Below are 13,503 nucleotides of genomic sequence, written 5' to 3'. Positions count from 1 at the left end.
TTCCTCCCTCTCGCGGCTGACTACTGGCTGACCACGCCCGCGGGCGCTGTGGCGAGGTCGAAGGCGGCAGCGATCAGCGCCTTCGTGTAGTCGGTCTGCGGATCCTCGAAAATCTGGCGCGCCGGGCCGTGTTCGACCACCTTTCCGTTGCGCATGACCATCACTTCGTTGGCCAGCGCGCGGATCACCTTGAGGTCGTGGCTGATGAAGAGATAGGCCAGAGAATAGCGCTTCTGGAGATCGCGCAGAAGATCGACAACCTGCGCCTGCACGCTCATGTCGAGCGCGGAGGTGGGTTCGTCCAGCATAACGAAGCGCGGCTTCAGCACCATGGCGCGGGCGATGGCGATCCGCTGCCTCTGCCCCCCGGAGAACTCGTGCGGATAGCGGAAGCGGGCCTCGGGATCGATGCCAACCTCCTGGAGAACCTGGACGACGAGGTCGTCGCGCTCTCCCCGCTTCATCCGGGGCTCATGGATTTCAAGCCCTTCCTCGATGATCTCGCCGACCGACATGCGCGGGCTGAGCGAGCCGAACGGATCCTGGAAGACGATCTGCATCTCACGCCGGAGCGGGCGCATTTGGCGGAAGGAATACTGGTCTATGGTGCGGTCGTCGAGGCGGATGGTCCCTTCCGACGAGATCATCCGCGAGAGTGCGAGGCCAAGCGTCGTCTTGCCTGAGCCTGACTCGCCCACGATGCCCAGCGTCTGGCCGGCACGAACCGTAACGTCGACGCCATCGACGGCCTTCACATGGTCGACGGTGCGGCGCAGGAAGCCCTTCTTGATCGGAAACCAGACCCGGATGTCGTCGCCCTTCATCACCGTCGGTGCGCTGGTGTCGACCGGCGGGGGGCTGCCCTTGGGCTCGGACGCCAGGAGATGGCGCGTGTATTCGTGCTGGGGGTTGTCGAATATCTCGGCTGTCGGGCCCTGCTCGACGATCTTGCCCTTGGTCATCACGCAGACGCGGTCGGCGATGCGCCGCACGATGCCGAGATCGTGGGTGATGAAGAGCATCGACATGTTGTTGGCCGACTTGAGCTCGGCAAGCAGTTCCAGGATCTGGGCCTGCACGGTGACGTCGAGTGCCGTGGTGGGCTCGTCGGCGATCAGCAGTTCCGGCTTGTTGGCCAGCGACATGGCGATCATGACGCGCTGGCGCTGCCCGCCGGAAAGCTGGTGAGGGAAGGCGCCGAGCCGTTTTTCCGCATCCCGGATGCCGACCTGCTCGAGCAGTTCCAGGGTGCGCTGGCGGGCCTTCTGCTCGCCCATGCCCTGGTGAATCTTGAGGATCTCCCCGATCTGCCGCTCGACCGTGTGGAGTGGATTCAGCGAGGTCATGGGTTCCTGGAAGATCATGGTGATCTTGTTGCCACGGACCTTGCGCAAGGCGGTTTCGTCCTTGGCAAGGATATCCTCCCCCTTGAACAGGATCGAGCCGGAGGGATGGCTGGCGGCTGGATAGGGAAGCAGTTTCAGGACGGAGAGCGCCGAGACCGATTTGCCCGACCCCGACTCGCCCACGATCGCCACCGTCTCCCCCGGCATCAGGTCGAAGGAGATGTGGTCGACTGCGAGGTTTTCCTTGGCGCCCTGTGTGAACTGGACGGAGAGATCTCGGACGGAGAGCAGGGGGGCGGTCATTTGAACGTCTTCCGGGGATCGAACGCATCGCGGGTGGCCTCGCCGATGAAGATCAAGAGCGAGAGCATGACCGACAGCGTGATGAAGCCGGTGATGCCGAGCCAGGGCGCGTTGAGGTTGCGCTGGCCCTGGCGCAGCAACTCACCGAGCGAGGCCGAGCCGGGCGGCAGGCCGAAGCCCAGGAAGTCGAGCGAGGTCAGCGTGGTGATGGAGCCGTTCAGGATGAAGGGCAGGAAGGTCAGCGTCGCCACCATGGCATTGGGCAGCAGATGGCGGAACATGATCGTACCGTTGGAGACGCCCAGCGATCGCGCAGCGTTCACATACTCGAAGTTGCGCGCGCGCAGGAACTCGGCACGCACCACGCCCACGAAGGCCACCCACGAGAACAGGAGCATGATGCCCAGCAATATGAAGAAGCCGGGCGGCAGGATCGCGGCGATGATGAGGATGAGGTAGAGCACCGGGATCGACGACCAGATCTCAATGAAGCGCTGGAAGATGAGATCCGTCCAGCCGCCGAAATAGCCCTGAACCGCGCCGGCCGACACGCCGATCACGGCGGAGGCTGCTGTCAGGATCAGCCCGAAGAGCACCGAGATACGGAAGCCGTAGATGATACGGGCGGCCACGTCGCGCGCCTGATCGTCCGTGCCGAGCCAGTTCCAGTTGCCCATCGTACAGTTGGGATCGTCGACGCCATCGAAGTAGCGGCTGCAACGCTGTTCTTCGGAGAACCTCCAAGAGGGGGCCGCGGGAGCGGCCGTCGGAATCTCGTTGTTGACCGTGCGGTAGGAGTAGCGGATCGGCGGCCAGATCATCCAGCCGTTTTCCTCGATCTCCTCCTGGATGAAGGGATCTCGATAATCCGTCACGGCAAGGAAGCCGCCGAACTTCTCCTCGGGATAGTCCACCACGACCGGGAACAGGATTTCACCCTGATAGGAGGCGATCAGCGGGCGGTCGTTGGCGATGAATTCAGCGAACATCGAGAGCACGAAAAGGACCAGGAAGATCCAGAGCGACCAGTAACCGCGCCGGTTGGCCTTGAAGTTCTGCCAGCGGCGCTGGTTGAGCGGCGATACCCAGGGGCGCCCGGTCCGCTCGCGCACCTTCTCGACCTCGGCCTTGGTGAGGATATCCGACATGTCAGACGTCCCTCCGGTCGAAGTCGATGCGCGGGTCGATCCACGTGTACATGAGATCCGAGAGCAGGCTGACGATGAGCCCGATCAGCGAGAAGATGTAAAGCGTGGCAAAGACGACCGGGTAGTCCCGGTCCAGCACCGACCGGAAGCCCAGCAAGCCGAGGCCGTCCAGCGAGAAGATCGTCTCGATCAGAAGCGCCCCCGTGAAGAACGCCGATATGAAAGCGCCGGGGAAGCCCGCGATGATGATGAGCATGGCGTTGCGGAAGACGTGGCCATAAAGCACCTGGCCGTCGCTCAGCCCCTTGGAACGCGCGGTGACGACATATTGCTTGCGAATTTCATCCAGGAACGAGTTCTTGGTCAGCAGGGTCGTGGTGGCGAAGGCAGACAGGACCATCGCGGTCAACGGCAGTGTCAGGTGCCAGAAATAATCCAGGATGCGCTCCGGCCAGGAGAGCTCCTGCCAGTTTTCCGAAACGAGTCCCCGCAGGGGGAACCAGTCGAAGAAGGAGCCGCCCGCAAACAGGACCATCAGCAGGATGGCGAAGAGGAAGCCTGGGATGGCGTAGGCAACGATGATGATGCCGCTGGTCCAGATGTCGAAGGCCGAACCGTCCTTTACCGCCTTGCGGATGCCGAGCGGGATCGAGATTCCGTAGGAGATGAGCGTCAGCCACAAGCCGAGCGAGATCGACACAGGCATCTTCTCGAGCACCAGGTCGATGACGGTGATGTCGCGGAAGTAGCTCTCGCCGAAATCGAAGCGGGCGTAGTCCCAGATCATTCTGGCAAATCGCTCCAGCGGCGGCCGGTCGAAACCGAACTGCGCCTCCAGCTGGGCTATGAACTGCGGGTCGAGTCCCTGCGCACCGCGGTAGGACGAACCGCCCGCGTCGGCGCTGCCGACTTCCGATCCGCCGCCGCCCACCCGGTCGAGCGCGGTTCCCCCTTCGCCGGTCAGATTGGCGATCACCTGCTCGATCGGCCCGCCCGGCGCGAACTGGATCACGGCGAAGGATATCGCCATGATACCCAACAGCGTCGGGATCATCAGCAGCAGTCTTCGGAGGATATAGGCGCCCATCAGATGTGCCCGGTCATGGAGTGGAGGTCAGAAGCGGCCAGCCTGTCTGTCACACACGGAGCTTGTGTCAACCAGACATGCCGGTGGCGCGCACCTGATCCGGGCGCGTCCACCAGGTGTCGAGCACGCCGTGCCCGAAACGGGGACCTGTTTCGGGCCTGTCGTAGAAGTCCCAGAAGGCAAGCCAGCGCGCGGGCTTGTACCATTGGAAGATGTAGTAGTGCTCAGCACGCAGGATCCGGTCGAGGGCGCGGTTTGCGGTCCGGAACTCCTCCCAGCTCTGCGCCGCGATGATGCGGTCGAGGATCGCATCCACCGCCGGGTGGGCGACGCCCGCCAGATTCATGGACCCTGGCGCATTGGCTGTCTCGGAGCCGAATGACTGCCTGATGCCACGGCTTGGATAGGGTGCCATCGCGTGCCGCGAGACGATCATGTCGAAATCGAACTGCCGCGTCCGCAGCGAATATTGGGAGGCGTCGACCAGCCGGTAGCTGGCCGGAATGCCGATCTGCTGGAGGTTGCGGATGAAGCCGTTGTGGTGAGCCTCGAAGGTCTGGCTGTTGTTGAGGAATTCGATGATCAGCGGCTCGCCCGAGGGCAGTACGAAGCGGCCCCCTTCGCGCGTGCAGCCTGCTTCCTCCAGCAACGCAATCGCCTCGCGCTGCCGCTCGCGGATGCGACCCGTCCCGTCACTCACCGGCGGCAGGTAGGGTTCCTCGAAGACAGCCTCGGGCAGTTCGTCGCGGAACGGCTCCAGCAGTGCAAGCTCGGCCTCGTCAGGCAGGCCTTCGGCCTTGTGTTCGGTCATCTCGTAGAAGGAATTCGACCGCTCGAAGGAGTCGAACATGATGTTCTTGTTCGTCCATTCGAAGTCGAAAAGCAGGCCGATCGCCTGGCGCACCCGCCGATCGGCGAACTTTTCGCGCCTGGTGTTGAAGAACCACGCCTGGCCGCCCGATGGCGTCTCGTCGGGGACTTCGTCGAGCTTCACCCGGCCGTCCACGAGAGCGGGGAAATTGTAATCGTTCGCCCAGTTGCGCGAGGTGAACTCCTCGCGGAAAAGGATCACCCCGGCCTTGAAGGCCTCGAAGGAAGCGTTGCGGTCGCGGAAATAATCGTAGCGGATGCGGTCGAAATTGTAGCGTCCGCGCATGGCCGGCAGCGCAGATGCCCAATCGTCTTCCACCCTGTCGAACTCGATGAAGGAGCCGAAATTGAAGCGGCCGACACGGTAGGGGCCGGAGCCCAGCGGCGCTTCGGAAAGCGTGGCGTCGAATGTGCGGCCTTCCCACCAGCCACGTGACATGATGGGGCATCCCGCGATGGTGAAGACGGTCGAGATGCCCGCCATCGGATGAAGCCGCACCGACAAGGTGCGCTCGTCCACAGCCTCGATCTCCTCGATCTGGCGGAGCGTGCTGGCGAGGTTCTCATGGCCCTCGTCGCGAAGAATGGTGATGGAGAAGAGCACATCGTCGGCCGTGATCGGCGAGCCGTCGTGGAAAACGGCTTCCGGTCGCAGCCGGAACTGCCAGGCGAGGCGATCCTCGCTCACCGTTACGCTCTCGGCGGCATAGCCGTAATAGGCGCCCATCTCGTCCGCCGAACCCGTCAGCAGCGACGCGAAGGTGAGCCCCATGCCGGCCGCGCCATTGCCGCGCAGAACGTAGCTGTTGAGCGTATCGAAGGTGTCGGGCGCCTGGTTGAAGGACCAGGCCGACAGCTGCGTCGAAATCCGCCCGCCTTTGATCGCATTCGGATCGGCATAGTCGAAGTGCGTGAAGTCCGGACCGTATTTGAGATCGCCGAAGGGCGATATGCCGTGCAGCGGTCTGTCTGTCTCAAGCTGGGCGAAGGCGTCGCGGGCAAGCAGCGGTCCGGCAAGGGCGGCGCCACCCAGCATCAGGAATTCGCGGCGACCGAGAACGGGCATGCTGGTCATTCCGCCTCCTCGAGTTCTTCCTCGATCGCTTCCTCGCGCTCCTGGACAATCCACCACGACATCGTGTCGACACCGCTGTAGCTGGGCTGCACGTCGGGAATACCGAACTTGTTCCAGTAGGCGTAGCGCAGGGTTGGCTGGAAATACTGGGGCACGGTGTAGAAGTTCCAGAGCAACACCCGGTCGAGGGCGCGCGTGGCGGCGACGAGATCTTCACGGTCGGAGGCGAATATGATCCGGTCGATGAGGGCATCGACGACCGGGTCGGCGATGCCCGGAACATTTCGAGAGCCGGGGGCGTCTACAGCGTCCGAACTCCAATAGTCGCGCTGCTCGTTGCCCGGCGAGGTCGACTGGGGGAAGCGTGCGGTGACCGCGTCGAAATCGAAATTCTGATAGCGCTGGATGTATTGCGAGGTGTCGACGATGCGCAGGCTCGCATCGATGCCGAGGCGGCGCAGATTCTCGATGAAGCCGCCGGCAATGATCTCCGAGGTGGGCGAACTGCCCATGAACTCGATCCGGAACTGCTCGCCGCTCTCCTTGTTCACCATTCTCCCACCGCGGATTTCCCAGCCGGCCTCGTCGAACAGGCGCACGGCCTCGCGAAGGTTCTCGCGGGCGGCCTGCGGGCTGTCGAATACCGGCAGCCGGAATTCCTCGTCAAAGACCTCCGGCGGCAATTCGTCCCGGTGCGCCTCGAGGATCTCCAGCTCCCGCCCCTCCGGCAACCCGCTGGAGGCGAGTTCGGTGTTCTCGAAATAGCTCGAGAAACGCTTGTTCATGTCGAAGAACTGAAGGCGGTTCTGCTCTTCGAAATTGTAGGCGAGAGTCAGGGCCTGCCGGACGCGGCGGTCCTGGAAGCGCTCATGGCGCATGTTGAACGCGAAGGCCTGCATGTGCTGAACACCCCCGGCCGTAAACTCACGCTTGACGACATCGCCGCGCTCGAAAGCGGGAAAATTGTATTCGAGCATCCAGCGGCGCGTGCTCGTCTCCTGGCGCACGTCATCGTATCCGCCGCGCGTGAAAGCCTGGAAGCTGGCATTGTCGTCCTGGAAATAGGTGTAGCGCAGACGGTCGAAATTGTTTCGGCCGACGTTCACCGGCAGGTTCGCGCCCCAATAATCCTCGACCCGCTCCCAGATGATGTGCGAACCGGGACTGACGTCGACAATGCGATAGGGACCCGAGCCAAGCGGCGGCTCCAGCGTGGGGTTTTCGATGTTGCGCTGCTGGCCGCGGGCGTTCTCGCCTTCCCACCAGTGGCGCGGCAGGACCGGGAGATCACCCATGATGTGGGGCAGTTCGCGGTTGCCGGTCTGGTCGAAGGTGAACTCGACTTCGTGTTCATTGAGCGCCACGGCTTCCGTGACATTGACGTAGTAGCGCATGTGGAGCGGGCTGATGCGCTTCAGCGTCTCCAGCGACCAGACCACATCGTCGGCCGTGATCGGGGTGCCGTCATGCCAGCGGGCGTCAGGATTGAGACGGTAGGTCGCCGAGGAATAATCGTCGGGAAAGCTGAACGCCTCGGCCACGAGGGCGTGGCTCGTGCCGGCCTCGTCGACGGATTGCTGCATCAGCGTCTCCCACAAGAGGCCGCCAAATTCCGACAGCCCCGCCGCCGAGGTGCCGCGCACGATGAAGGGGTTCAGGCTGTCGAACGTGCCGAAGGCCGCGGAGTTGAGCGTGCCGCCCTTGGGCGCGTCGGGGTTGACGTGGGGATAGCGCTCGAAGGGCTCGGCGCGAGGTTCGGTCTCGACAAGCGAATGGTAGGTCCGCCACTCCTCCGCCTGGGCATGGGTGCCGAGGACGGCCAGCGAAGCGGCAACGGCCAGGGCACGGAGGATGGAGTTCGGTCCATTCGTCATCGATCACCTCTCGACAGATACAAGCGTCTACAACGTAATCGATCGACCGGGCTTGAAAAGCCCGTCCAGCATGATTTCGCTGCCCCGCATGGTGACCAAGAAAAAAGCCGGGCGAACCCGGCTTTTTGATGATGCGGCAATGACAAGTTCGTTATTGCTGCTCTTCTTCCTCAAGTTCTTCGGTCGTCTCGTCCTGATCGACCGGCTCGGCAGGGGCGGCCTCTTCCTCGACCTGGTCGTCCTCGGCCGCGTCTTCGGCGTCGCCGCTGGCCGGCACGCCGGCATCGGTCTCGGGGGACACTTCGGTGCCGTCGGTCGCGGGGGTGGGCTCCACCGGCTCGGCGTCGGTCTCGACCTCTTCCTCGGTGACGGCGTCACCATTGTCGGGCGCGGCTTCCTCTTCCTCGGTGGCGACTTCCTCGACCTCCGGCAGCGGCGCCGGATCGTTGGAAAGCGTGCGCATATAGGCGATCAGATTTGCCTTCTCCTGGACGTCGCGGAGACCCGCGAAGGCCATGGTGGTGCCGGGCACGTAGCCGCGCGGATTCTCGAGGAAGCCGGCCAGATGCTCGTAGGTCCAGATCCCTTCCTGCTCGGCGAATGCGCGCATGGCGGAGGAATAGTTGAAGCCTTCGGCGTGGGTGATGGGCTGCATCACCGTGTTCCACAGATTCGGACCGACGCGGTTGGCGCCGCCTTCCTCGGGCGTGTGGCAGGAGGCGCAGCGGCGGAAGGCGGCCTCGCCGGCCGTCACGTCGCCATCGGCGATGAGCGCCAGAACATTCGGACCCTCCTCGACGGGACCGGCATCGGCCACTTCCTGCTCGGGCACCTCGATGACATAGCCAGGGGTAGCCGGGGTGGGCGTATAGAAGATCGTGTCCGAGATCAGGCTGACCGAGAAAACGATGAATATGGCGCCCAGAAGCGCACCGAGAATCTTGTTCAGTTCGAAAGAGTCCATCTACCCCAACGCTCCCTTGTTCGGTCGGCCGCGACGGTGCCTTCCCTGGAGAAGGCCACCCCTCGATCGCGGAATCCGGCCGAGACCGGTAAAAATCGCGCGGAAACTAGGTCTTTTGACTGCCGGTTGCAACACATATAAGAGCCATTCGCAGTGAGACCTTTTGCCACTTTCCCGCATCCTGGCTGCCCATGACGAGCATCGTCCTCATACCCGCGCGCATGGCTTCGACACGCCTGCCCGGCAAGCCGCTGGCCGATATCGCCGGCACCCCCATGATCGTGCATGTCGCCTGGCGCGCGCGCGAAAGCGGAATTGCGCGCGTGGCCATAGCCACCGATCACCGCGCGATCGCCGACGCGGTGGAGGCGGCGGGCTTCGAGGCGGTGATGACCTCGGCCGACCACGAATCGGGCTCCGACCGTATCTTCGAGGCGCTGAAGAGCCTCGACCCGCAAGGCCGCGTGGAGACGGTCGTCAATCTGCAGGGCGACCTGCCGACGGTCGAACCCGAAACGGTGGCAGCGGCCGTGCGGGCGCTCACCGCGGGCGAGGCCGATATCGCCACGGTCGCCGTCGAGATCGAGGACGAGGCGGAGAAGGTCAACCCGAACGTGGTCAAGGCCGTCGGCACGCCGATCGGGGAAGACCGGCTGCGCGCCCTTTATTTCACGCGCGCCACGGCCCCCTGGGGCGACGGGCCGCTCTACCACCATGTCGGGCTCTACGCCTATCGGCGCGCCGCACTGGAGCGATTCGTGGCGCTGCCGCCCTCGCCGCTGGAGCGCCGCGAAAAGCTGGAGCAGTTGCGCGCGCTGGAGGCAGGCATGCGCATCGACGTGGCGATCGTGAAGGCGGCACCGCTCGGTGTCGACACCGCCGCCGACCTGGAGCGGGCGCGCGAGATACTTTCGAGGGGATAGGATTTTCATGACGACGAAGACCAACAGGATCGCCTTCCAGGGCGAGCCCGGCGCCAATTCCGACACGGCGTGCCGCGACATGCTTCCCGACATGGAGCCCCTGCCCTGCCCCACCTTCGAGGACGCGTTCAACGCGGTGGAGACGGGCAAGGCCGATCTGGCCATGATCCCGATCGAGAACACGATCGCCGGCCGGGTGGCCGACATCCACCACCTTCTGCCCGAATCGCGGCTGCATATCGTGGGCGAGTATTTCCTGCCGATCCATTTCCAGCTGATGGTGCTGCCGGGGGCCAGGGTCGAGGACATCAAGTCGGTCCACAGCCACATCCACGCGCTCGGCCAGTGCCGCAAGGTGATCCGCAAGCACCGCTGGAAGCCGGTGGTGGCCGGCGACACGGCGGGGGCGGCACGCGTGGTGTCGGAAGAAGGCGACAGGAGCCAGGCCGCGCTCGCGCCGCGTCTTGCCGCCGAGCTCTACGGGCTCGACATCGTGATGGAGGATGTCGAGGACACCGACACCAACGTCACCCGCTTCGTGATCCTGTCGAAGACCAAGTCCTGGGCGCCGCGCGCGGCAGCCGACCGGCTGATGATGACAACCTTCGTGTTCCGCGTGCACAACATCCCGGCAGCCCTCTACAAGGCGATGGGCGGGTTCGCGACCAATGGCGTCAACATGACCAAGCTGGAGAGCTACCAGCTCGGCGGCACCTTCTTCGCGACCCAGTTCTATGCCGATATCGAGGGCCATCCCGACGACCCGAACGTCGCCCAGGCGCTCAAGGAGCTGGGTTTCTTCTCCAAGGAAGTGCGCATTCTGGGCGTCTACGAGGCGCATCCCTTCCGCGCGGAACAGCCGCGGGAGGAATAGGGCTCAGCGCTGCTGCGCCCACGCCCTCACCAGATGGGACGCAATGGCGCCGGGCGGCGGCATCAGGATGCCGTCCGGATGGGTGCCGGCAATGATCCCGATCACCTCCTGGCGCGAAAACCAGCGGCAATCCTCCAGTTCCTCGCGGTCGGCGTCGATCTCTTCCGTGAGCGCCTCGCCGAAGCAGCCGATCATCAGCGAGTGCGGAAACGGCCAGGGCTGGCTGGCGTGATAGGCGACGCGCCCGATCCTTATGCCCGATTCCTCGAAGGTCTCGCGGCGCACCGCATCCTCGATCGTCTCGCCGGGCTCGATGAAGCCGGCAAGGCACGAGTACATGCCGGGCGGAAAATGCGGGCTGCGGCCGAGCAGGCATTTCTCCTCGCGCACGGCCAGCATGATCGCCACCGGGTCGGTGCGCGGGAAAAGCTGGGCTTCGCAGCCCGTACACACGCGCTTGTAGCCGCCGATGCGCATCACGGTCTTGGCCCCGCAGCGCCCGCAGAAACGGTGGCTGGCGTTCCAGGCGAGCAAGGAGGCCCCTTGCGCGAGCGCACCCAGCGTCGGCTCGTCCAGAAGCCCCTGCACATAGACCGAACGGTGGTCGATCGCCTTCAGCCCGTCGGGCAGATCGTCGGGCTCGATGCCGCCGGGCGCCGCCAGCACGGGCGTGCCGCGATCCCAGCCCAGCAGCACCGCATGTTCCAGCCGCGCGCCGGCGGCCGCACTTTCGGCCACGCCGAACCAGGGCTCGAAACCTTCCCCGTTGACCTTCAGCACCACACGCCCGCCGCGCGAGACCAGCAGCCGCGCATCGGGCGCGGCAAGGGCAGTCTCCAGCGCATCCTCGGCGCGATTTTCCGACAGCCGGTCGAGCCGGTTGCCGGCAAAGCCGAGCTGGCGGCTGGGTTCGTCGGCGGACATCGAAAAGAGGCTGCTCGTCATGCGGGGCGGGTCACAATGCTGCTTTCAGTTTCTCGGCGAAGCCGGAAAGCGCGGCGGCCTCCCAGGGCTCGCGCGGCCCCAGCCCGAAGACCGGCCCCGGCCAGCCCGTGTCGCCCTCGTTGCGCGCGACGATGTGGACGTGAAGCTGCGGAACGACATTGCCGAGCGCCGCGATATTGATCTTGTGGCAGCCGGTCGCCGCCTTCAGCCCCTTGGCGACCATGGCGATCTCGAAGGTGAGCATGGCCTGGTCCAGCGGCGTGAGGTCGTGCATCTCCGTGATGCCGGGCCGCTGCGGCACCAGCACCAGCCACGGCCAGCGGGAATCGTCCTGCACGCGCAATTCGCACAGGCCGAGCCACATGACCGGCCTGCTGTCACCCTCGATGCGCGGATCGAGCGAAAAGCCGGGCGGCGTGCCGGGAAGCATGGGTGATCCTCCGAGATGGGAGGCGAAGGCTAGKGGGGAKGGGGGGATGGGGCAAGGGGGTGTGCAGGAGGACGGCTTTGCGCCCAATGCCGGCGGTTCCACTGGCCTCGTTCCTTCCTGAAAGCGGACATGACGGCACTAGTGGCTCTTCGCTGCCTCAAGCTGCCCACTCCACCTCGATAATGAAGACAATGCGCAGCCAAAAGATCATGCTCCGGCCTTTGGCGCGGTCAGGGTCGCATGGATGATGAGCGGGGTGAGATTACCGGTTTGGGAAAACCCGTGCCAAGTCTGGACCACAGACGATCAAGCTTGTCGGGGTTTCTTATCAAGTAGATCGCACTCACCCTTCCTCCATCGAGTTCCACCGCTGTCGCTTGTCTGGTCCCGTCCGCTTCGACCGTCAGTTCCGCCGGCAGTCCGTTCAAACTCGCTTCGTGTCGCTCATGCGGCGCAGAGGCCGCTGGCTTGCGGGCGAGGCCGGTGAAGAAGCGCGCCACCCGAGCTGCGCCAATGATGACGTTGAGAGCCGCCAGTTTGCGCCCGCCACCATCGCTGTGGAGTTCTACGCCTTCGGCAAGCAGCGACAGCAGCCTGGTCACGTCGTTCTCGCGTGCTGCCTGAAAGAAGGCCTCGGCGATCGCAGCATGATCATCCAGCGGGACGTGAAACCGGCGGCGATCGGCACGGACGTTCTCCCGTGCGCGTTTTGCCAATTGGCGACAGGCCGCCTCGGAGCGGTCGAGGGCACGGGCTATCTCGTCAAAAGGCATTTCAAAGACATCGTGCAGTATGAAGGACGCCCGCTCCAGCGGAGACAGGCGCTCAAGCGCCAGCATGAGCGCAAACGAAATGTCTGATCCAAAAGCGCCCTCCCCAGCGTCGGAGGAATGCGTCAGCACCGGCTCCGGCAACCAGGGGCCAACATAGGCATCGCGTTCCCGTTGCCGACGGCGCAATCGGTCGAGACAGAGACGGGAGACAACCGAGACCAGGAAAGCTTCGGGGTTCTTCACCACCGAAGGGTCTGCGCGCTGCCATCGGATCCATGCGTCCTGGGTGATGTCTTCGGCATCGGCGAGCGTGCCCATCATACGATATGCGAGGCCCATCAGCTTCTGCCTCGCCCTCTCAAAGGCATCGGTCCCATCTGATGTCGAGCTAATCGGCATCGCCTGAACTCATTGGGGATGTTGGCTTCTGAAGCCCACGGCGAGGCGATTCCAGACGTTGATTGTGCCTATCAGCAGCGTCAATTGCACCCGCTCCATGTCATCGAAGTGCCGTTCGAGTTCATCATACGCATCGTCTGGGGCACCGGCCTCCGCAATGCGTGTCAGCGCCTCCGTCCACGCTAACGCGGCACGTTCGCTGGGCGAATAGAATGACGATTCCCGCCATGCCGGAAGAAGGTCAAGCCGTGCCTGCTTCTCACCCGAAGCCCTGGCCTCTCCCGCATGCATATGAATGCAATATGCGCAGCCATTGATCTGCGACGCGCGAAGCTTGACGAGATGAACAAGGTGTCGGTCGAGATTGCCGCCGCGGACGGCCGTTTCCAAAGCCAGCATCGGTTTCATCAGATCCGGTGCGACGCTGAAGTAGTCGAGACGAACAGTCATGGGTTGCTCCTGCGGGTAAGTCTGCCCCATAGACGCTCCAGC

12 protein-coding genes are annotated in these 13,503 nt (G+C 64.1%); 2 read left to right on the top strand and 10 right to left on the bottom strand.

Annotation, left to right across the window (positions count from 1 at the left end; translation table 11 throughout):
- Positions 1-20: 20 nt before the first annotated feature.
- The 6 genes from GRZ55_RS14755 to GRZ55_RS14730 all read right to left on the bottom strand — a co-directional run bounded on the left by GRZ55_RS14755 (position 21) and on the right by GRZ55_RS14730 (position 8,667).
- Complete coding sequence (locus GRZ55_RS14755; protein WP_169287701.1) at positions 21-1,649, bottom strand: ABC transporter ATP-binding protein; 1,629 nt, start codon at positions 1,647-1,649, stop codon at positions 21-23.
- A complete protein-coding gene (locus GRZ55_RS14750; RefSeq protein ID WP_169287700.1) occupies positions 1,646-2,797 on the bottom strand; it encodes an ABC transporter permease in 1,152 nt (383 codons plus the stop codon). Before GRZ55_RS14750 ends, GRZ55_RS14755 begins: the two co-directional genes overlap by 4 nt.
- Before the next feature lies 1 nt (position 2,798).
- Positions 2,799-3,884, bottom strand: a complete 1,086-nt coding sequence (locus GRZ55_RS14745) for a microcin C ABC transporter permease YejB (protein ID WP_169287699.1) — start codon at positions 3,882-3,884, stop codon at positions 2,799-2,801.
- A 67-nt stretch (positions 3,885-3,951) separates the two neighbouring features.
- On the bottom strand, positions 3,952-5,829 hold the full coding sequence (locus GRZ55_RS14740) for an extracellular solute-binding protein (protein ID WP_169287698.1): 1,878 nt from the start codon (positions 5,827-5,829) through the stop codon (positions 3,952-3,954).
- Entirely contained in the window at positions 5,826-7,703 is a 1,878-nt protein-coding gene (locus GRZ55_RS14735) for an extracellular solute-binding protein (RefSeq protein WP_169287697.1), read from the bottom strand. Before GRZ55_RS14735 ends, GRZ55_RS14740 begins: the two co-directional genes overlap by 4 nt.
- A gap of 151 nt (positions 7,704-7,854) precedes the next feature.
- Positions 7,855-8,667 carry a cytochrome c family protein gene (locus tag GRZ55_RS14730; protein ID WP_169287696.1) on the bottom strand — a complete coding sequence of 271 codons (813 nt, stop codon included), beginning with the start codon at positions 8,665-8,667 and terminating at the stop codon, positions 7,855-7,857.
- Positions 8,668-8,858: 191 nt separating this feature from the next.
- On the opposite strand from GRZ55_RS14730, the gene GRZ55_RS14725 reads away from it, so the two are divergent.
- A complete protein-coding gene (locus GRZ55_RS14725; RefSeq protein WP_169287695.1) occupies positions 8,859-9,590 on the top strand; it encodes a 3-deoxy-manno-octulosonate cytidylyltransferase in 732 nt (243 codons plus the stop codon).
- A gap of 7 nt (positions 9,591-9,597) precedes the next feature.
- Positions 9,598-10,464: a prephenate dehydratase gene (locus GRZ55_RS14720; RefSeq protein ID WP_169287694.1), complete on the top strand. Its 867-nt coding sequence runs from the start codon at positions 9,598-9,600 to the stop codon at positions 10,462-10,464.
- Between the two features lie 3 nt (positions 10,465-10,467).
- On the opposite strand, the gene nudC is transcribed toward GRZ55_RS14720, so the two are convergent.
- From nudC to GRZ55_RS14700, 4 genes are all read right to left on the bottom strand, one after another.
- Positions 10,468-11,409 carry an NAD(+) diphosphatase gene (gene nudC, locus GRZ55_RS14715; protein WP_169287693.1) on the bottom strand — a complete coding sequence of 314 codons (942 nt, stop codon included), beginning with the start codon at positions 11,407-11,409 and terminating at the stop codon, positions 10,468-10,470.
- Between the two features lie 10 nt (positions 11,410-11,419).
- The gene (locus GRZ55_RS14710) at positions 11,420-11,839 is read right to left on the bottom strand and encodes an HIT domain-containing protein (RefSeq protein WP_169287692.1); all 420 of its coding nucleotides are present in this window, start codon (positions 11,837-11,839) and stop codon (positions 11,420-11,422) included.
- Positions 11,840-12,069: 230 nt separating this feature from the next.
- Entirely contained in the window at positions 12,070-13,011 is a 942-nt protein-coding gene (gene sigJ / locus GRZ55_RS14705) for an RNA polymerase sigma factor SigJ (protein ID WP_169287691.1), read from the bottom strand.
- 9 nt (positions 13,012-13,020) lie between these two features.
- Complete coding sequence (locus GRZ55_RS14700; protein ID WP_169287690.1) at positions 13,021-13,461, bottom strand: carboxymuconolactone decarboxylase family protein; 441 nt, start codon at positions 13,459-13,461, stop codon at positions 13,021-13,023.
- Between the last annotated feature and the right edge of the window lie 42 nt (positions 13,462-13,503).

Origin of the sequence: Chelativorans sp. ZYF759 (assembly GCF_012911015.1) — a bacterium.
Taxonomy (GTDB): domain Bacteria; phylum Pseudomonadota; class Alphaproteobacteria; order Rhizobiales; family Rhizobiaceae; genus ZYF759.
The sequence above is the reverse complement of the archived record's forward strand: the minus strand, read 5'-3'. Positions and strand labels throughout refer to the sequence as shown.